The following is an 18,812-nucleotide window of genomic DNA, read 5'->3' as shown; positions in this document are numbered from 1 at the left end:
TTCAAAGAAACGGCCTTCCCGTGAATAGAGGGCCAGCCTGCCAGAGCCTCAGCGCTCCACAAGAGACCAGAAGCTCCAGCGGCCGCCAAAGACCTCCCGAATGCGACCCACGAAGCTCTCGTGGCGCTCCACGCCCTGCCAGTCGTCGATGCGCGCGGCCAGCAGCTCACAGCTGACCAAGTGCTCGGCAGCGTGCCGGTAGCGCTTGGTGCGGCCCGTCGACAGGGCAAAAACCAACATCGAGCGCAGCAGCACCGTGGCGGCCAGCGGCTGCTCAGCGCTGAGCCGCTCAGCCGCTGGGGCAAGGATTGCGAAGGCCTCACCATCCCAGTCGTCGGGCCCATGGGCGAGCACTAGGCGCCCAGCCCGCGCCACTGCGGGCCAGCGCACGAGGAAATCGAGGGCCAGCAGCCGCATGGGATGGTCCTCAGCCACCGCAAAGGCCCGCTCCTCCGCCTCTACGTCCTCGAAGGCAGCAAGCCGTTTGAGGTGTTGGCGCAAATGGCTAGCCGAGAGGGTTTTGGCAAAACAAGCCCAACGCAACTGCTGAGCCTCGTCGTTGCGGCCCAGGGCCTCAAGCACGACGATGCGGGTGTCGTCCCACTCAGGGGAATGCCAGGCAGCCGCAGCCCTGGCCGCGCCATCCAGCACCGCCAGGGCCTGCTGGATGCGGCCCGCCTGCAGCAAATGACTTGCCACATCCGCGGCGGTGGGGGGCCAGGCCAATTGCTTGGCATCAAACTGGGCCACATAGCCATCCACATCACCCAGGCATTCAGCGATCTGCAGCAGGGCTGGGTGACCATCGCAGGCACCCCGCTCGCGGCAGCCTTGCTCGAGAAGTCGCAGGCCCGGATCGCCAAGGGCATCGGCCACCGCCGGGATCAAGTCGTCAAATTGGCCGTGGCCGTTTTCAAACACCAGCTCCAGCAGCTGCTCAGCCAGCGCTTCGGCGGGCACGGCGGCCGCGCTGGCCAGCGGCCCGACGTCAACCACGGCCCTCTGGAACAGGCCAATCACGATGCCCGTGCTGTCGGAGCAGCGATCCAGCACACCATCTGCCAGCTCGAGAAAACGCAGCAGCAACTCCAGAGCCAGCGGCGGATCCACTGCAGCCACCGGTCCAGCGATGGCCTGGTGCTGGGCCTCCAGCTCAACCACCAAAGCTTTGCGCTTGCGCGAATCAACAAAGGTGGTGGCACGGGCCAGGGCTGCCAAGCGCTTGCGCACCTCCTGGGCCGCTCCGCCGGCACCCTCAGCAGCAGCTAGCGCCAGCCGCAAACGGCGCTGCATCACCGCACTGCCAGCACTCACCTCAATCAGCAATTCGGCGAGGACGGCCGCGCCTAGCCCTTCGAGGTTTTTGGCATTGAGGGTGCGCTTGGCAGCCATTGCTCCTTAAAGGGCTTGTCGCTTGGGGTTGCACTTGGGTGCTCGAACCCGTCTAACACCACCATGTCTGGAGCGGCGCCGGCGAGGCTCTCCAAACGCGAACGAAGATCCGCCAGCAACTGCAGCGTTTGGGGGGCACGCTCGTATTGCCTTGGCACTAGGAGGGCATCGCCAACCTCTAAAGGCAGCTTTAGGGGCAGCACCCTGCAGCAATCGCCACTGAGAAGTAGGGAGAGGGGAGTTGCGAAACCAACAAGGAGATCTTCACAATTAACTTCACCAAACCAGGAAGGATTCCTAATCCGTTCTGGGCTGCCGCCGTTCCACAAGCCACAGGCTTCCAGGACAGCCTGAAATTTAGGAAAGGCGCCATCAGGCAGGGGCATACAGGGATAGGCAGCCACGTCGGCAAATGTGACCTGCTCACCAAGCTCAAGCAACGGATGAGATTGATCGACCACCAGCCAAATCGGCATTCGGCTCAAGCCAATGCAGGCAATGGCGGGGTCAGTGGCAGCTGGGACATCGGGATAGGAAGCCACCCAGGCGTCAATCACCCCTTCCCTCAGCAGCTGCAGCGGCCTTTCGTATTCATGAAAGTGAAAACAGCCAGCAATCCAACCTGCTGGAGCCGGCTCACAGAGCAACGGGCCAGACCAGTGCTGCGCCTCCAGACGCAAATGCCTACCACTGGTCCACCGCACCGCTTGATGAACACGACGCTCAAGATTGAGCAGTGTCGTATCACCCTTGAAGCTCCACTCGGAACCGCCCCTGACCAGGGAGAAGCCAAACACCTCAGCGCACTTGCGACTCAAGCGACTCACGCTGGATTGACCGATCCCGAACCTGGCTTCAACCTGATGGCCCGTGCGCAGCCAAATCAGACCGTCCAAGGCGGCTAGGCAATCAAGCTCGACCAACCCCCCCACCCCCCCCCCCGCAAACCAAATTAGTCTATCGCAAAAAAGCAAAAACACCAAGCCGAGTGTAACGAACAAAACAGAATCTTTCAGTTTCTGCATAATTAATCATTTGCGGCCTACTTGTGTAGCTGGATATCGCCGTGGCGCTCAGCTAAACCAGCGAGACGGGAAAGCAGCAAAGCCTGCAAGGAAAGCAAACGGGGATGATCAATAAAATCTCGGCGGCATACAAGCACCTCCCCAGAGGAAAATGGCAACTCCAGGGGAAGCCTGACTAGATCACCTCCAGAAATTTCCATGCTGAGTGAAGTGGCATAGCCGATAGTGAGCTCCGCCTCCGTTTTGCCCTCCCAATTTTCACGCTTATAGCGAAACATTCGCACGTGATCATTCCAGAAGCCGAGCTTCTTTAGGCAAGCCTCAACTTGGGGATAGGAGCCTGGTGGCAGCGCAAGGGTTGGATATTGGGCAATATCAGCAAAGGACAGCTGGGCTTGATTAATCAAAGGATGACCCGGCCTAACAACAAAAAATACCGGCATCTTCGATAGCTCAATCGAAGTCAGCTCAGGGTCGCCGGCAGGTGGGCCATCAGGCAAGCCGGTGAGGCAGACATCAACAATCCGCTCCCTAACTAGCTGAAAATTACGCGGCACTCCAACAATATTGGCAAGGCCAAGAATCCAACCATCTGGTACAGGAGTGCACAACAAGGGGCCTGACCAATAGGTGGCCTCCAGGCGCAGGGGCCTAAGCCCCTGCCACCTCGCCACTTGATGAACGCCGCGCTCCAGCGCCAAGATCGTCGAATCGCCAACGGTGTTCCACTCGCCCTCGATGCGTTGGAAGTCAAGACCAAAAAGATCAAGACATTTTCGCGATTGCCTGCTGACGGTGGCCTGACTTAGGCCGAAGCGCTTAGAGACCTCTTCACACGTACGCAGCCACTGCAGGGCGTCGAGCGCCGTAAGCGCATCAAGGTCAACCAATTCCGCGAAAACTGACGCTCGACCTTAAGCCAGACCTGAGCTATGACAGGCTTTAAGGACTCTTATGCCCAACTTCAGTACGTCATGGGGGGTGAAGGTCGCTTTCAGAAACTGAACACGAACGACCGGCGCAGCGGCGGCGAACGACGCGAAAGCGACCAACAACGTGGCGTTCAAGATTGGCTCAAAGATGAACAGCGGCAAGATCGCCGCAGTGGCCTCGATAGGCGCAGCGGCCTCAGCCGTAGGGGCTCGGCCGACAACCGTCAAGACGAGCGCAAAGTCATTCCCTTCGCCATTGCCCCCCGCGGCTCCCTCCGCACTGCCGACGGGAATCAGTGGGTCATCACCCTGTGGGACCTAAGCCGCACAGGACTTTGCGTGATCGCCAACGGCCAGGTGGATCTACCGGTGGCCACCAGCTGCGATCTCACCCTTACCGAGGTGGTGGGCACGGGCATGGTCAACTTCCAGGCCCAGTTGATGTGGTTTTCAGACGATGCCTTTCAGACCTACTTAGGCATGAAATTTGAATTGCCCCCCGAGCTACCACCAGGCACCTTTTTGGAGCGCTACCTCAAAGCCAACTTCGACGTCTGATGCCCAGTAGCGAAATGCCTAATAGCGAAATTCCCACCAGCGAAATTCCCAGTGGCGAACAGGCGCTGGCCCTTGAGCGGCTCAGCCGTCGCCAGGGCTCCGGGATTACGGCAGAGCAGCTGTGTGGCCGCTGGCGGCTCCAGCTGCTCTGGAGCAAGGGCAGGGCCCAACCCAACCCCGCCAAGGCAGCCCTGCTGCGGGGCCTGCAGGCAAGTTTGAGCATCGCCACACGAGATGCCCCTCCAGATGCCCCTTCTCTGGAACAGGGTGATCTAACGGTGCTGAACAGCGTTCAGCTCGGGGCGTTGCAGCTGCGCTTCAGCGGCAGCGGCAATCTGCGGGGCCGCAGGCCGTTATTGGAGTTTTGGTTTGACCAGCTGGAATTGCGGCTCGGTCGCCAAAGGCTCTGGCGACAAGCGATCAGCCAGCAGCCGGAGCAACGCCGGCGCCCATTTTTCGCCCTGATCGCTCGCTCAGGCGCCGCCGATAACGGCTGGCTGCTGGCCAGGGGACGGGGCGGCGGCTTAGCCCTGTGGGTTCTCGATCCCCAGCTGGAAAAAGTAAGCGACGCCTAGAGGCCGGCGCTCAACTCCCGCTGCAGCAAGGCGAATAAATAATCGGGCTCGCGGTATTGAGTCGGCAGGCAATTGTGCAGGATCTCCAGCCGCTGCCAGCAAACCGTACGGCGCACCTTGGCGATCGTCTTGCCCTCGCGAATCAACAGGCGCATGGCCTTGCAATAAAGCGGATAGTTCGCTTCCAATTCACCAATGGTGAGACTTGGAGCGGGGAGGGAGGTGGTCATGGCACACAGGGCTGGGCGGCCGCAAAGAACCCGGTAGGGCCCTGGCTTGAGTGTGCGCTGCTGGGCAGGTTTACCGAGCCCCCCATACGGGGACAATATGTAAGGGGGCTCAGAGCTGCACCATGCCGCAGCGCATGCCCTTGAGCACGGCCTGCAACCTGTTATTGACGTCGAGGGTCTTGAGCAGTCGCTTGGTATAGGTCTTGGCGGTTTCCTCGCTCACCACCAGTCGCTCAGCAATCTCCCGATCGGTGAGGCCACTGGCCAACAGATCCAGCACTTCGTATTCGCGCTTAGTGAGCCGCGGGCAACTCAGGTAGGGCAGGGTGCCGGAACGCAGCGAAGGGCTGCGGTAGGAGTGCTGCCCCATCACCGCCAGCACCGCTGCTTGCAGGGGTCGCTGATCGCCGATGAAATCGGCTTCCGCAACTACCGCCTCCAACCAGGAAGCCTCAACGTATTGGGCCGGGATCACATCCCCCAGGGCCAGCACTACCACCCGCAAGCCCTGATGGGCACTGCGCGCCTTGCGGGCCAGCTCGAAGCCATTGCCGTCCTCCAGGTAGTCGGTGCAAATCAACAGCTCGTAGGGCTCCCGCGCCAGATACTCCAGGCAGGTGGCCTCATCGGTGACGGCACAGCCGATGCGGGTGCGGTCTTGAAAGCTCTCGCACACTGATCGGAGCAGAAAGCGACCCTTCATGGCGATCGCCACCTTGCCGCTGACCGCCACCGACAACAGCACCTGGTCGAGGGTGGTGCCCTCCAGGCTGCTCAGAAAAGGGGTGAGATCCATCGACCCACAACTCTTGGCAGGGGCGTCAGTTCACCCTAAGACAGCTGACGGGTTCAGCAAATGCGGGGCAGCAGCTCGCCGCTGAGGGGCAGCAGCAGGCGCTCGGTGCCAAAAGAGGTGGTAAGCAGCACCCGCGCTCCCTGGCTGGCCGGCCGCACACTGCCGATCCAGGCTCCGCCACTGGCCGCCAGCAGGGTCTGGGCCTGATCGCGGGCCGATGGCGGCACCACCACCACAAAGCGACCCTCATTGGCCAGGTGCAGAGGTTCAAAGCCCAGCAGCTCACAGGTGCGCGCCACGGGCTCCAGCACCGGCAGTTGCGCCTCCTCAATCGCCAGCTCCACCGCGGCCGCCTCCGCTAGCTCCTGCAGGGCACTGGCCAGGCCGCCGCGAGTGAGGTCGCGCAGGCAGTGAATCCGAACCCCGGCCTCCAGCAGGGCCCGCACCTGGGGCCAGAGCGGCGCGCAGTCGCTGAGCACGGGCGGCACCAGGGCCAAGCCATGGCGAGCGGCCAGGATTGCCACGCCATGGCGGCCCAGGTCGCCGCTCAGCAGCAGCTGATCGCCCGGGCGAATCGCCGTAGGGTGAATCGGCATCGGCGCCTGCACCGCCCCGATGCCGCTGGTGGTGATGAATATGCCGTCGGCCTTGCCCCGTTCCACCACCTTGGTGTCGCCGGTAACGATCGTGAGCTCGCAGGCCCGCGCAGCCGCAGCCATCGAGGCCACAAAGCGCCGCAGCAGCGCCAGCGGCAAGCCCTCCTCCAGCAGCAACGCCACACTCAGATGCAGAGGCCGGGCGCCCGCCATCGCTAAATCATTGGCGGTGCCGATCACCGCCAGGCTGCCCATATCACCACCGGGAAATTCCAGCGGCTGCACCACGTAGCCGTCGGTGCTGAAAGCGAGCGGGCCGGGCGGCAATTCGAGCCGGGCCGCATCGTGCAGCACCTGGGCCGGATCGGCGTAGAGGGCCCGCAGCTCCTGGTTGATCAGCTGCTGCATCAGGGTGCCGCCGCCGCCATGGGCCAGCTGGATGCAGTCGCTCATGGCGGCGGCGGCCGGTAGCGGTGGTAGGCGGCACAGGCCCCTTCGCTCGACACCATCGGTGCCCCCAGGGGTCGCTCCGGGGTGCAGGCCGAGCCGAAGGCCGGGCAGTCGGGAGGGAGGGCGCGGCCCTGCAGGATCAGGCCGCTGATGCAGGGGCTGGCTAGGGGCTCCGGCGGCGGGGAAACCGCTGCTGAGGGCAGACAAAACCGCAGCAGCGCATCGAAGTCGCGGTAGGCCGCAGCCAGCTCATAGCCACCAGCGGCGATGGGGCCCAAACCCCGCCAGGGCTGGTCCACCACCGCAAACACCTCCTTCATAATGGCCTGGGCGGCGCCGTTGCCCTGCTGGCGCACCACCCGGCCGTAGGCATTGGCAAGCGCCGGGGTGCCCGCCTCCAGCAACTGCACCAGTCGCAGCAGCCCGGCCATCACATCGGCAGGCTCAAAGCCCGTGACCACCACCGGCACCCGGTGGCGCCGCACCAACTGCCCTAGCTCGGCGGTGCCCATCACCGCCCCCACATGGCCCGCCGCCAAAAATCCCTGCACCTGGTTGCCTGGCTCCTGCAGCAATGCCGCCATCGCCGGCGCCACCCGCACGTGGGCCAGCAGCACCGTGAGGTTGGTGAGCCCCAGGGCCCGGGCCTGGCGCAGCAGCAGGGCGGTGGCCGGTGCCGTGGTTTCAAAGCCCACCGCCAAAAACACCACCTGGCGCGCAGGGCACGCCTGGGCCAGGGCAATGGCCTGTAGGGGCGAGGTGAGCAGGCGCACGTCGCCGCCTGCAGCCCGCGCGCCGAGCAGATCGGCGCCGGCGGCGCTGCCTGGCACCCGCAGCATGTCGCCGTAGGAGCAGAGGATCACCTCCGGGCAGGCCGCCAGCGCCAGGGCCGCATCGAGGCGCTCGGCCGGCGTAACGCACACCGGACAGCCCGGTCCATGAATCAGCCGCAGCCCCGGTGGCAGCAATTGATCAAGCCCCCAACGCAGGATGGCGTGGGTCTGACCGCCGCACACCTCCATCAGGGTCCAGGGGCGGCTGGCAGTGGCAGCAAGCAGGGCCGCCAGCTCAGCAACCCGGCCATTGATTTGGCTTTGCAGGGCGGCACTCACCAGGGGCCAGGCGCCTGGCGGGCATCGGCGGGGCGGTAGCCCTGAATGGCGCGCATGTATTGGGCCCGCTCGTATTCGGCCGGATTGGGGCAGCGCTGCTGGCTCATACAGCCCACCAGCTCCGCCACGCTGGCCACCTCGTGCTCCATCAGCCAGATGGAGAGCTCCTGCTCCAGGCCCGCCAGGCGCTCGGGGCCGTGGCGCAGCAACGCCCCCACCACCTGGGTAACCGCAGCCCCCGCCATCAACAGCCGCACCACATCGGTGCCCCGGTGCACACCGCCACTGGCGGCCAGATCCAGGGGCTGGCAGCCGTGCAGCAGAGCGATCCAGCGCAGCGGTAGTCGCAGGTCGTGGGGGGTGGAGAGCAGCAGGTTGGGCCGCACCTCCATGGTCTCGATGTCGATATCGGGCTGGTAGAAGCGGTTGAACAGCACCAGCCCATCGGCGCCCGCCGCGGCCAGGCGCCGGGCCATGGCGCTGAGGTTGGTGAAAAAGGGGCTGAGCTTCACGGCTAGGGGCAGGCGCACCTCAGCGCGCACTTGGCGCACGATCTCCTCCACCTCGGCTTCGATGGCGGCGCTGGAGAGCTCGGGGTCGGTGGGAATGGCATAGATGTTGAGCTCCAGGGCCGAGGCGCCGGCCGCCTCAATCCGCCGCGCCGACTCCACCCAGCGGCCCGCCTTAGTGCCATTGAGGCTGGCGATCACGGGCACCGCCAAATGCTGGCAGGCCTGCTCCAGGTGGCGCAGGTAGATGTCTTCCCCGCCATGGAAGATCGATGGCTCCGGCACGTAGCTGAGCGCCTCGCCATAGCTATCGGTGCCGGCCATGGCATGGCGGTGCAGGTCAAGCTGCTCCTGCTCGATCTGCTCCTCAAACAGCGAATGCAGCACGATCGCCGCCGCCCCGGCCCGCTCCAGGGCCTGCAGCTGGCCTAGCTCCTCGCTGAGGGGCGCGGCAGCGCCCACCACCAGGGGGCTGCGCAGGGCCAGGCCGAGATAGGTGGTGGAGAGGTCGGGGATCATGGTTTGGGGGCTGACTGGGCCAGGGCCCGATAGGTGGCCCAGCGGCATTCGAGCTCCCGCTGGGCCTGGCGCACCAGGGCCTGGGCCCGCTCCGGCTGGCTGTAGCGCAGCATGCGGAAGCGGTTTTCCTGCTCCATCGCCTCCTTGAGCGAGCGCTTTGGCGCCGGGCTGTCGAGTTGCAGGGGAGTCTCGCCGCGCTCGGCTCGGCGCGGGTCGTAGCGGTAGAGCAGCCAGCGGCCCGAATCCACCGCCAGCTTCTGGTGCGCCATGCCCTGGGCCATATCGATGCCGTGGGCGATGCAGTGGGAGTAGGCAATGATCAGCGAAGGCCCCGGGTAGCTCTCGGCCTCCAGAAATACGCGGGTGGTGTGCTCGTCGCGGGCCCCCATCGCCACACTTGCTACGTAGACGGTGCCGTAGGTCATCGCCATCAGGCCCAGGTCTTTTTTGGGGGCCGTCTTGCCGGCGGCGGCAAACTTGGCCACCGCCCCCCGGGGGGTGCTTTTGGAGGCCTGGCCGCCGGTGTTGGAGTACACCTCGGTGTCGAGCACCAGGGCGTTGACGTCGCGGCCACTGGCGAGCACGTGGTCGAGCCCACCGAAGCCGATGTCGTAGGCCCAGCCATCGCCGCCCACCAGCCAGACGCTGGTTTTCACCAGGGCATCGGCGAGCTCCAGCAGCTGGCGGGCTTCCGGGTGCTCCATTCCCGCCAAACGCCCCTTGAGCTCGGCCACCCGCTGGCGCTGCTCGACAATGCCGACTTCATCGCTCTGGTCGGCGTTGCGCAGGGCCTCCAGCAAGGGGGGCGGCAGCTCGGCAGGCTCAAGCTGGCCCGCCAACCGCTCCAGCAGATCGAGGGCCATCTGGCGCTGCTGGTCACGCGCCACCCGCATCCCGTAGCCGAATTCGGCGTTGTCTTCGAACAGGGAATTGCTCCAGGCCGGGCCCCGTCCTTCGGCGTTGGCGCTCCAGGGGGTGGTGGGCAGGTTGCCGCCGTAGATCGAGCTGCAACCGGTGGCGTTGGCGATCAGCATCCGATCGCCGAACAGCTGGGAGGCGAGCTTGAGGTATGGCGTTTCGCCGCAGCCGCCGCAGGCGCCGGAAAACTCAAACAATGGCTGCTGCAGCTGCTGCTGGCCGATCTTGTGCAGGTTGAGCTCGGCGCGCGGCACCTCGGGCAGCTGCAGGAAAAAGTCCCAGTTGCCGCGGGCCTGCTCACGCAACGGCCGCTGCGGCGCCATGTTGATCGCCTTGCGCTTGGGCTCGCTGCGGTCGCGGGCGGGGCATACCTCCACGCACAGGGCGCAGCCGGTGCAGTCTTCGGCGGCCACCTGGATGGTGAAGGTTTGGCCGGCAAAGGCGGGGTCGCGGGCGGGGGCAGTGCGGAAGCCCTCGGGGGCTGCGGCGAAGAGATCAGGGGCGCCCACCTTGGCGCGGATCACCGCATGGGGGCACACCAGCACGCACTTGCCGCACTGCACGCACAGGTCTGTTTCCCACACCGGCACCGCAGCGGCGATGTTGCGCTTCTCCCAGCGGGCCGTGCCCACCGGCCAGGTGCCGTCACAGGGCAGGGCACTCACCGGCAGGGCATCGCCGCGGCGATCCAGCATCGGCCCGATCACCTCCCGCACAAAATCCGGGGCACCAGTGAGCCGGTCCTCCCGCAATGGCTCCGGGCCGGAGCCGTCGAGGCTCGACCAATCGAGGGGCACCAGGTGCTCGAGGCTGGCGTCGAGGGCCGCCAGGTTCATCGCCACCACGGCCTCACCCTTACGGCGGTAGCTGGTTTCGATCGAGTGACGAATGCGGTAGAGGGCCTCCTCGCGCGGCAGCACGCCGCTGAGGGCAAAGAAGCAGGCCTGCATCACCGTGTTGATGTGGGGCCCCATGCCCGCCTGGCGCGCCACTTGGTAGGCATTGATCTGCTGCACCTGAATCCCCTTGCTGCGGATCTGAGCGCGCAGGGCTTCCGGCAGCCGCGCCCAGGTGTCTGCTGGCGCAAAGGGGCTATTGAGCAGAAACACGCCCCCGGGCTCGATGCCAGCCAGCAGATCGAAGCGCTCGACGAAATCCCACTGGTGGCAGGCCACAAACGTGGGCCGCTGGATCAGGTAGGTGGAGCGGATCGGCTGGGGCCCAAAGCGCAGGTGCGACACCGTGACCGAACCCGACTTTTTGGAGTCGTAAACGAAATAGCCCTGGGCATACAAATCCGTGCCCTCGCCAATGATCTTGATCGCCGCCTTGTTGGCCCCCACCGTGCCGTCGGAGCCCAGGCCGTAAAACACGGCCCGCACCTCAGCTGCGTCGGTGTGGAAGCCGTGTTCGACGTCAGCGTCGAGGGGCAGGGATAGATGGGTGAGGTCGTCGTCGATGCCCACCGTGAAGTGGTTGAGCGGGCGGGGCTGGCCAGCTGCCAGCAGGGGCCGCAAATGATCAAATACCGCCTTCACCATCGCCGGGGTGAACTCCTTCGACGACAGCCCGTAGCGGCCGCCCAGCACCGCCGGCAACGCTGCTGGCCCATGCACCCCCCCATGCACGGCAGCCCACTCCTCGGCCAGGGCTGCCACCACATCGAGGTAGAGGGGCTCCCCGGGGGCGCCGGGCTCCTTGCAGCGATCGAGCACGGCGATCGCCCGGGTGCTGGCCGGCAGGGCCTCCACCAGCAGCCGGGCCGCAAAGGGCCGAAACAGGCGCACCTTCAGCACCCCCACCCCCTCGCCGGCGGCCTGCAGCGCCTCAGCCGCCTCCACGGCGGTCTCACAGCCCGACCCCATCAGCACCAGCACCCGCTCGGCAGCGGCGGGGCCGACGTAGTCGTAGGGGCGGTAGGGGCGACCAGTGAGCTCGCCAAAGCGCGCCATCGCCTCGATCAGATGGTCCGGGGCCGCGTCGTAGAAGCGATTTACCGATTCGCGCGCCTGGAAGTAGACGTCGGGGTTTTGGCTGGTGCCGCGGATCACCGGGCGATTGGGGCTGAGGGCGCGGGCGCGGTGGGCACTGATCTCCGCCGCGGGCATGAGCTCGAGCAGCTGGCCGTCGCTGAGCGGCGCGATCTTCTGGATCTCGTGGGAGGTGCGAAAGCCATCGAACACATGCAGGAACGGCAGCCGGCTGCGCAGGCTGAGCAGGGCAGCAATGGCGGCAAAGTCGCCCGCCTCCTGCACCGACGCCGAGCAGAGAATCCCGCAACCGCTACCGCGGGTGGCCATCACATCGCTGTGATCGCCAAAGATCGACAGGCCCTGGGCCGCCAAGGAGCGGGCCGCCACGTGCAGCACCGCCGGGGTGAGCTCCCCCGCCAGCTTGTGGAGGTTGGGGATCATCAACAGCAGCCCCTGGCTGGCCGTGAAGGTGGTGGTGAGCGCCCCCGCCTGCAGGGCGCCATGCACCGTGCCGGCAGCACCCGCTTCGCTCTGCAGCTCCACCACCGAAGGCACGCTGCCCCAAAGGTTGGGCCGCCCTTCCGCGGCCCAGGCATCAGCCCACTCCCCCATCGGCGAGGCCGGCGTGATCGGGTAGATGGCGATCACCTCATTGAGGCGGTAGGCCACCCGGGCCACGGCCTCGTTGCCATCAATCGTGAGTAGGGGAGTGCTCATGGCTCCTCAGCGAGCACGACGCTCAGGGCCATGCCCACGTGCACCAGCACCCGATCGCCCACCGCCGCCTCCGGCAAGCAGGCCAGGCTCACCCACTGGCGCACACCACCGAAATCCACCTCGGCCTGGCGCCACAGCTCCGCATCAGGGCCGGCATCCGCAGGCGAACCGGTGATCGTCAAGATCAGGCCGGGGGTGGCCAGGCACATGGGTAGGCCTCCACGCTCTACTTCGTTATAGGGAGATCAGCCAGAGCTGCCCAAAGCTGGCCTAAGGCCAGACCTCCGTCGTTGCTGGGCAGCTGCTCAGCCCAGCGGGGCACCAGGCCGGCCGCGCGCAGGGCAGCGGCGCTGCGCTCCAGCAGCAGGCGGTTCTGGAAGCAGCCACCGGCCAGCAGCACGGTGGTGGCACCAAGGCGCCCAGCCGCCTTAGCCGCGGCACTGGCCAAGCCGGCCGCCAGAGAAGCGTGGGAGCAGGCAGCGCTCTCCTGCGGCGACACCCCCGCAGCTCTCGCGTTCAACAAGCTCTGCAACAGGGGCTGCCAATCGAGCCAGCCAAGCTGCAGCCCCGCAGCCGGCAGCAGCGGCATGGGCGCCACCTGCGGAGGCGGGGCCTGCAGGGCTAGGCCCTCCAGCAGCAGCCCCGCCTCCCCCTCAAAGCTGCTGCGCTGGCACAGATCCAGCAGGGAGGCCGCCGCATCAAACAGGCGGCCAGTGCTGGAGCAAAGCGGGCTATTACAGCCGCTGGCGATGGCCTGCAGCAGCAGCTGCCAGTCGCCGGGGCTGAAAGCGGCCCGGCAAGCAGCGGCCCCCGGATGGCCCAGGGCCTCCGGGCCGGCCGCGGCCAGCAGGCCCAGGGCGGCCCGGCGGGGTTCGGCCATGGCCCGCTCGCCGCCGGGCAGGGGAAAGGGGCGCAGGCAGGCCCAACGCTCGGCGCCAGACGTCGTGAGCCAGAGCAGCTCACCGCCCCAGAGCCGATGGCCGCTCGCCTCGGCCGGCTCGCCATAGCCGAGGCCATCGCAGGCCCACACCAGCAGGGGCAGCGGCAGGCCGTGCTCCGCCGCCACAGCCAGGCCGTGGGCGCGGTGGTGCTGCACCAGCTGCAACGGCAGCCCCAGCCGCCGGGCCGCCGCCGCGGCCAGCTGGTGGCTGGCGTAGCCGGGATGGCCATCGCAGGCCAGGGCGGCGAGCCCGGGGCCAGGGCGCTCCAGCAGCTGCTCGAGCCCCTCGCTCAACAGCTGCTGCGGCAGGGGCCCAGCCAGATCACCCAGCAGTGGCGCCAGCCAAACGCGGCCGCCGAGCGCCAGGGCCGGCGCACTTTTGAGATCACCGCCAAGGGCCAGGGCGGTGCCGGGCGGGGCCTGCAGAGCCAGGGCCTGGGGGGCGTAGCCGCGGGCCCGGCGCAGCAGCACCGGCCGCCCTTCGATCAGCTGCAACACCGAGTCGTCGAGGCGGCGGACGATCGGGCGGTTGTGCAGCAGGAAGCCATCGGCGATGCCGGCGAGGCGATCGAGGGACTCGGCCGGATCGAGGCAGAGGGGCTCGCCGCTGCGGTTGCCGCTGGTGGCCACCAGGGGGCGGCCAAAACCCGCCGCCAGCAGCTGGTGCAACGGCGAAGCCGGCAGCATCACCCCCAAAGCGGCGCTGCCGGGGGCCACCCCAGCGAAGGGCTGGCGCTGGCCTGGCCGTAACCGCAGCAGCACGATCGGCGCGGCCGGGTGCTGCAGCTGGAGCCGTTCTGCTGCAGACAACTCCACGGCAGCAGGGATCTGTTCCAGATCGGCTACCAGCAGGGCCAGGGGCTTAGCGGGCCGCTGCTTGCGCTGGCGCAGCCGGGCCACCGCCGCCGGATCGCCGGCAGCCACCAGCAGCTGGAAGCCGCCCACCCCCTGGAGGGCCAGAATCCCGCCCGCCGCCAGCAGGGCCAGGCCCGCCGCCAGCGGATCCCCACCGCCGGCCCCGGCTCCCTGCCACTGCAGCCGGGGCCCGCAGGCGGGGCAGCCGATCGTTTCGGCGTGGAAGCGGCGATCAGACGGATCGTCGAACTCCTGCTGGCAGAGAGCGCACAGGCGGAAGCCAGCCAAGCTGGTGTGGGCGCGGGCGTAGGGCTCGGCGCTGGCGATCGAGTAGCGGGGCCCGCAGTGGCTGCAGCTGATGAAGGGGTAGCGGTGGCGGCGGTTGCCGGGGTCGTGGAGCTCGGCCAGACAGGTGGGGCAGGGGGCCAGATCGGCGGCGAGGGACGGGGCGATCAGGCTGGCGCCCAGGAGTTGGGCGGTGGCGGCGGCGATGCGCAGGCCGGGTGGCGCCGGAACGAGGGGCGGGAGCCACTCAGGCGCCAGTGGCTCAAGAGCGCCGGGGGGCTGCAACGCCTCGGGCAAGCGCCGCAGCAGTAGCTCGAGCGAGCGGCGCTTGCCCTGCAACTCCAGCCTGACGGCACCAGCGACGTTTTCCACCTCGCCCACCAGCTGCAGCTCGGCGGCCAGGCGATGCACCAGGGGCCGAAAACCCACCCCCTGCACCACGCCACGGCACCACAGGCGCAGCCGCGCCACATTCATCGCGCCAGGGCAGCGATCAGGGCGTCGAGGCCGGCACCGCTGCGGGCCGAGGTTTCCAGCACGGAGGCGTGGGGGGCGACGCGGGCGATGGCGGCGTGGGCGGCGGCGCGATCGAAACCCACCGCCTCGGCCAGGTCGATCTTGGTGATCAGCACCAGATCGGCGGCGTGGAAGATCGGCGCATATTTGAGCGGCTTGTCTTCTCCCTCGGTGGTGGAAAGCAGCACCACCCGCAAGCTCTCTCCCAGGTCGTAGGCGCCGGGACAGACCAGGTTGCCGACGTTCTCGATCACCAGCAGTTCAAGCTGCTCAAGGCTGATGCCCTGGTGGCTGAGGCGATGCAGACCCTCGGCCACCATTGGCGCCTCCAGGTGGCAGGCCTGGCCAGTGGTGATCTGCACCGCCGCCAGGCCGGCGGCCTGGAGGCGGCGGGCGTCGTTGTCGGTGGCCAGATCGCCCACGATCACCGCCAAACCGGCGGGATCGAGGCGCTGGGCCAGGGCTTCGAGCAGGGCGGTTTTGCCCGAGCCGGGCGAGGAGAGCAGGTTCACCACCGTGACCCCTGCGGCTTCGAAGCGCTGGCGCAGGCCGGCCGCCTGGGCATCGTTGCGCTGCAGCAGGGCCGTGTGCAGGGGTAGCTGGCGGGTTGGTTGTAGGAGCGGCTCAAGCGCCGGCTGTCCGCAGGAGCAGTCGCGGCACATGGCAGCTAAGAACAAGGGCCGTTTCCAGGCTAGGCACCACCCGGAATCCTTCCGAAACGACGGCCATGGGCCTCCGTCCCTGCAAGGTTCAGAGCACCACAGGTGATAACAGTCATCAGGTCATCTGAATGCGAACCAGGCTGTCCCACAGTCGGGTTGGCAGGATCCGGCTGGCGATCACTGAGGCTGACTGGTGACCGCAGAGGTAACGAGCTGATGGGGTGGGGTCGGTGAGAGCTCGCTCGATTGTTAGTGCCACCTCTAGCGGCGGGGAGGCACCCCGGTAGACGGCATCCCAGCTCTTGCGAACGGCACGCATCATGAAGCCGTAGGTACTGCAAGACAAGGATCCCTCCATCGAAGGGGAGGCCACGTTGGCAAAGTCGGTAGCGATCACGCCCGGCTCAACCACCACCACGCTGACACCGAAGGCCTTGAGCTCGAGTCGCAAGGCATCGCTCAGTGCCTCAAGCGCAAACTTGCTGGCCCCGTACCAGCCCGATCCGGGTGAAACCCAGCGACCGGCAATCGAGGAGATATTGACGATGCGACCGCGACCTCGCTCGCGCATGGCAGGTAACAACTGCTGGGTGAGACCCATCAGCCCAAAGACGTTGACTTCGAAAATCGCCCGGGCTCGATCCAGGGCCAATGTCTCAAGCGGACCCACTTCACCGAAGCCAGCATTGTTGACCAGCGCATCGAGGGCACCCACCTTGGCTGTGAGCTGCTCAGCGAGCTGGCGGCGTGAGTCGTCATCGCTTAGATCCAGTGCCATCACCTCGGCACCCAAGGCGGCCAGGGGCTCCATTGCCTCCAGCCGTCGAGCAGCTGCAAACACACGCCAGCCGCGCTCCAGCAATAGGCGAGCTGTCGCCGCACCAATTCCGCTGGAAGCTCCGGTTACAAGAACGGTTGGGGCTGACATTAGAAGCTCTGAATTGGGTTCATTAGGCAAAAATTCCGATGAAACGAACTACTAGCAATCTAATTGCTCCGCCAATTGGGCTTCTTACTCGATGCTGTAGTTCCACTTGGCATCGATGAGGTTTGAAACTGAAAAAATGCCAATGCTGCTTTCAACTGAGCTCTAGCGAGGTCAGCTCCAGCTCGCGGCCTTGCAGCAGCCGGCGGCTGAAGCTGCCGCAGCGGAGGCAAAGGCAATCGCCCTGTTCGGTATCGAACGCCTGCTGACAGGGCTCACAAAAAAAGCGAGCGATCACAATCTCAATGCGCAGCTCGGCTCCCGCCGCGATCGTGCCGTCCATCACCACCGTGTGCGCAAAGCGCAACGCCTCAGGCTCCACCCCGGCCAGGCTGCCGATCCGCAGGCTGATCGCCGTGATGCGAGTGGCACCCTCAGCGTTGGCGGCCGCCAACGACTGATCGCGCACCGCCTCCATCAGGCTGAGCTCATGCATGGCGCGCCAGCCAGCCCTGCATGAGTGCCTGGGCCTGGGGCAGGGCGGCCTGAAGCTCAGCCGAGAGCGTGGTGCCATGGTCGAAGCGCGTCGCCGGCACCTGGAGCAGGTGGGCGGCAGGGGCACAGCCGTAGAGCGCCTGGCTGATCGCCAGCAGCTGGGCCGGCTCCAGCCGGTGGCTCTCGGCCGCACCCGCGGCAAGCGAGATCGAGGTGATCCGGGGAGCCGCGCCGGCCGGCGCCAGCCAGGCATCGATAAACAGCACCGCCTCCAGCTCGGCCAGCTCCGCCGCCAGCTCCGGAGTGAGCTGCTGGACGCTGCGTCCCCCCACCTGTTCGGCCAGCAAGGCCCCAACCCCGTCGTCACCGCGCAGGCTGTTGCCGATGCCGATCACCAGGCGGCTGCCCTGGGGGTGCTGCTGCATGGCAAAGCAAGTGAGGGGGGAGGCGAGCTCCTAATTGTTGGCGGCGATGACCTGATCCGCAGCGAGGCGTTGCTTGTCCAGCACCAAGTTGATCCTGCGGACAGCTTCTGCAGCCCCTCCAGCAGCGGCCATTTGCGCCGCCAGGGTCTGGGCTGCGGCCCGATAGGACGGGTCGGTGAGCACCTCCTGCACCGCAGCACGGATAGCGGTGGCCTGGGGGTGAGCGGTGCCGAGATCCAAGGAAGCTCCGGTGCGCCGGAGGCGAGCACAGACCTCCGGCTTGTCCTCGCCGGCACCGGCCGTAACTAGGGGCACCCCGAAGCTCAAGGCGGCCTGCACGCCCTGGTAGCCACCGTTGGTGATCATCAGGGCCACCTTGGGCAGCAAGAACCCGTAAGGGAGATAACCAGCCGCTCGCACGTTCGCAGGCAATGCGCCAAGCGCCTCGCTGGATCCATCTGACCGGCCGGTGGTGACCACAAGCAACAGCGGTTGATCCGCCAAGGCCTCAATCGTGGGTCGCAGCAACAACGAGGGATCAGTGTTGATAGTGCCTTGACTCACATGCACCACCGTGACGCCATCGAGGTCACCCCACCAGGAGGGGGGAGTGAAGGCCTCCTGCTCTTCCTCCAGCAGCGGACCCACGAAGCTGACCTGAGCTGGCAGATCAGGCCGGGGATACTCAAATGCCGCCACGGTGCCACTGAGCACCAGATCGGCAGACACCTGATCGAACAGCCAGGGCCGTCGAGGTGGCAAGCAGAGCCCGGCACGGGCCTGGTCGGCGCTGGTACGCAGCGAGCGGAACAGCAGGCTGCGTGTCAACAGCCGCAGGACCCTATTGCGCCACCGCCCAAGCAGAGAGTCATCGGGCGGCAAGGCCAGGCCGAACGGTGCCACCGCGCGACTGGGGCACGTGAGCACAGTGCAGCACAACTGCACCCAGGGCCGCCCGGTGCGCTCACTCCACCAGGCACCGGCCATTAAAAAACTGTCGCAAACCACCAGGTCGGCAGCTTGCTCATCGTGGAGAGCCAGCAGATCCAGGCAGAACCCCTGGGAAGGCTGAATGAAAAAGACATCAAGATCGAAGCGCAGCTGGGCCAAACCGCGCAAAGCCTGTCGTCGCTGCTGCAGGGTCTGCGGCACCTTCTCAGGCAGGGAGTAATCAAAACCCTCCCGCATTGCACAGAACACCGCCCCGGTGCTCTCCACCCGCGCTCGAAACGCCTCCCCCGCCAGCCAACGCACCCGATGGCCATCAGCCACCAGAGCACGGGCCAGGGCCAGCATCGGCTTGACATGGCCGAACACTGGAACCGACAGCAGCAGCACTTCAGCCATGGGGATCGGGGAGACCAGCGTGGGCTTCTAGAGCTGACATCTTGATCCTGAAGAGCTTGG

The 18,812-nt window shown here is 66.5% G+C and carries 18 protein-coding genes; 2 read left to right on the top strand and 16 right to left on the bottom strand.

What is annotated here, in order from left to right:
• Nucleotides 1-48: 48 nt before the first annotated feature.
• From KBY73_RS03335 to KBY73_RS03325, 3 genes are all read right to left on the bottom strand, one after another.
• Entirely contained in the window at nt 49-1,392 is a 1,344-nt protein-coding gene (locus KBY73_RS03335) for a DUF6880 family protein (RefSeq protein WP_254935695.1), read from the bottom strand.
• Complete coding sequence (locus KBY73_RS03330) at nt 1,347-2,288, bottom strand: LysR substrate-binding domain-containing protein (protein ID WP_254935694.1); 942 nt, start codon at nt 2,286-2,288, stop codon at nt 1,347-1,349. Before KBY73_RS03330 ends, KBY73_RS03335 begins: the two co-directional genes overlap by 46 nt.
• A 146-nt stretch (nt 2,289-2,434) precedes the next feature.
• Nucleotides 2,435-3,307: a LysR family transcriptional regulator substrate-binding protein gene (locus KBY73_RS03325; protein ID WP_254935693.1), complete on the bottom strand. Its 873-nt coding sequence runs from the start codon at nt 3,305-3,307 to the stop codon at nt 2,435-2,437.
• 42 nt (nt 3,308-3,349) lie between these two features.
• Here KBY73_RS03325 and KBY73_RS03320 point away from each other — a divergent pair, with 42 nt between their 5' ends.
• Together KBY73_RS03320 and KBY73_RS03315 are read left to right on the top strand one after the other, a co-directional pair.
• Nucleotides 3,350-3,907 (top strand): PilZ domain-containing protein, encoded by a 558-nt coding sequence (locus KBY73_RS03320; protein WP_254935692.1) that lies wholly within the window; start codon nt 3,350-3,352, stop codon nt 3,905-3,907.
• Between the two features lie 14 nt (nt 3,908-3,921).
• Nucleotides 3,922-4,482 carry a hypothetical protein gene (locus KBY73_RS03315; protein WP_254935691.1) on the top strand — a complete coding sequence of 187 codons (561 nt, stop codon included), beginning with the start codon at nt 3,922-3,924 and terminating at the stop codon, nt 4,480-4,482.
• Here KBY73_RS03315 and KBY73_RS03310 read toward each other — a convergent pair.
• The 13 genes from KBY73_RS03310 to KBY73_RS03250 all read right to left on the bottom strand — a co-directional run bounded on the left by KBY73_RS03310 (nt 4,479) and on the right by KBY73_RS03250 (nt 18,752).
• Complete coding sequence (locus tag KBY73_RS03310; protein ID WP_254935690.1) at nt 4,479-4,712, bottom strand: DUF3136 domain-containing protein; 234 nt, start codon at nt 4,710-4,712, stop codon at nt 4,479-4,481. The two genes, KBY73_RS03315 and KBY73_RS03310, sit on opposite strands and share 4 nt — an antisense overlap.
• Nucleotides 4,713-4,821: 109 nt before the next feature.
• Nucleotides 4,822-5,508, bottom strand: coding sequence for a response regulator transcription factor (locus tag KBY73_RS03305; protein WP_254935689.1), 687 nt, complete (start codon nt 5,506-5,508; stop codon nt 4,822-4,824).
• A 53-nt stretch (nt 5,509-5,561) separates the two neighbouring features.
• A complete protein-coding gene (gene hypE / locus KBY73_RS03300; RefSeq protein WP_254935688.1) occupies nt 5,562-6,557 on the bottom strand; it encodes a hydrogenase expression/formation protein HypE in 996 nt (331 codons plus the stop codon).
• Nucleotides 6,554-7,576 (bottom strand): hydrogenase formation protein HypD, encoded by a 1,023-nt coding sequence (hypD, locus tag KBY73_RS03295; RefSeq protein ID WP_396096679.1) that lies wholly within the window; start codon nt 7,574-7,576, stop codon nt 6,554-6,556. Before hypD ends, hypE begins: the two co-directional genes overlap by 4 nt.
• Nucleotides 7,577-7,662: 86 nt before the next feature.
• On the bottom strand, nt 7,663-8,694 hold the full coding sequence (locus tag KBY73_RS03290) for a dihydroorotate dehydrogenase-like protein (RefSeq protein WP_254935686.1): 1,032 nt from the start codon (nt 8,692-8,694) through the stop codon (nt 7,663-7,665).
• Nucleotides 8,691-12,302 carry a pyruvate:ferredoxin (flavodoxin) oxidoreductase gene (gene nifJ / locus KBY73_RS03285; RefSeq protein WP_254935685.1) on the bottom strand — a complete coding sequence of 1,204 codons (3,612 nt, stop codon included), beginning with the start codon at nt 12,300-12,302 and terminating at the stop codon, nt 8,691-8,693. The genes KBY73_RS03290 and nifJ overlap by 4 nt, the downstream gene beginning before the upstream one ends.
• Nucleotides 12,299-12,511 carry a HypC/HybG/HupF family hydrogenase formation chaperone gene (locus tag KBY73_RS03280; protein WP_254935684.1) on the bottom strand — a complete coding sequence of 71 codons (213 nt, stop codon included), beginning with the start codon at nt 12,509-12,511 and terminating at the stop codon, nt 12,299-12,301. Before KBY73_RS03280 ends, nifJ begins: the two co-directional genes overlap by 4 nt.
• Before the next feature lie 17 nt (nt 12,512-12,528).
• On the bottom strand, nt 12,529-14,859 hold the full coding sequence (gene hypF / locus KBY73_RS03275; RefSeq protein ID WP_254935683.1) for a carbamoyltransferase HypF: 2,331 nt from the start codon (nt 14,857-14,859) through the stop codon (nt 12,529-12,531).
• Complete coding sequence (gene hypB, locus KBY73_RS03270) at nt 14,856-15,560, bottom strand: hydrogenase nickel incorporation protein HypB (protein WP_254935682.1); 705 nt, start codon at nt 15,558-15,560, stop codon at nt 14,856-14,858. The genes hypF and hypB overlap by 4 nt, the downstream gene beginning before the upstream one ends.
• A 115-nt stretch (nt 15,561-15,675) precedes the next feature.
• Complete coding sequence (locus tag KBY73_RS03265; RefSeq protein ID WP_254935681.1) at nt 15,676-16,488, bottom strand: SDR family NAD(P)-dependent oxidoreductase; 813 nt, start codon at nt 16,486-16,488, stop codon at nt 15,676-15,678.
• A gap of 151 nt (nt 16,489-16,639) precedes the next feature.
• Nucleotides 16,640-16,981, bottom strand: a complete 342-nt coding sequence (hypA, locus tag KBY73_RS03260; RefSeq protein WP_254935680.1) for a hydrogenase maturation nickel metallochaperone HypA — start codon at nt 16,979-16,981, stop codon at nt 16,640-16,642.
• The gene (locus KBY73_RS03255) at nt 16,974-17,405 is read right to left on the bottom strand and encodes a hydrogenase maturation protease (protein WP_254935679.1); all 432 of its coding nucleotides are present in this window, start codon (nt 17,403-17,405) and stop codon (nt 16,974-16,976) included. Before KBY73_RS03255 ends, hypA begins: the two co-directional genes overlap by 8 nt.
• Nucleotides 17,406-17,435: 30 nt before the next feature.
• On the bottom strand, nt 17,436-18,752 hold the full coding sequence (locus tag KBY73_RS03250) for a glycosyltransferase (RefSeq protein ID WP_254935678.1): 1,317 nt from the start codon (nt 18,750-18,752) through the stop codon (nt 17,436-17,438).
• Nucleotides 18,753-18,812 lie beyond the last annotated feature (60 nt).

Origin of the sequence: Cyanobium sp. Tous-M-B4, from assembly GCF_024345395.1 — a bacterium.
In the GTDB taxonomy this organism is placed as follows: domain Bacteria; phylum Cyanobacteriota; class Cyanobacteriia; order PCC-6307; family Cyanobiaceae; genus Cyanobium_A.
This window is presented reverse-complemented; position numbering and strand designations above follow the sequence as displayed.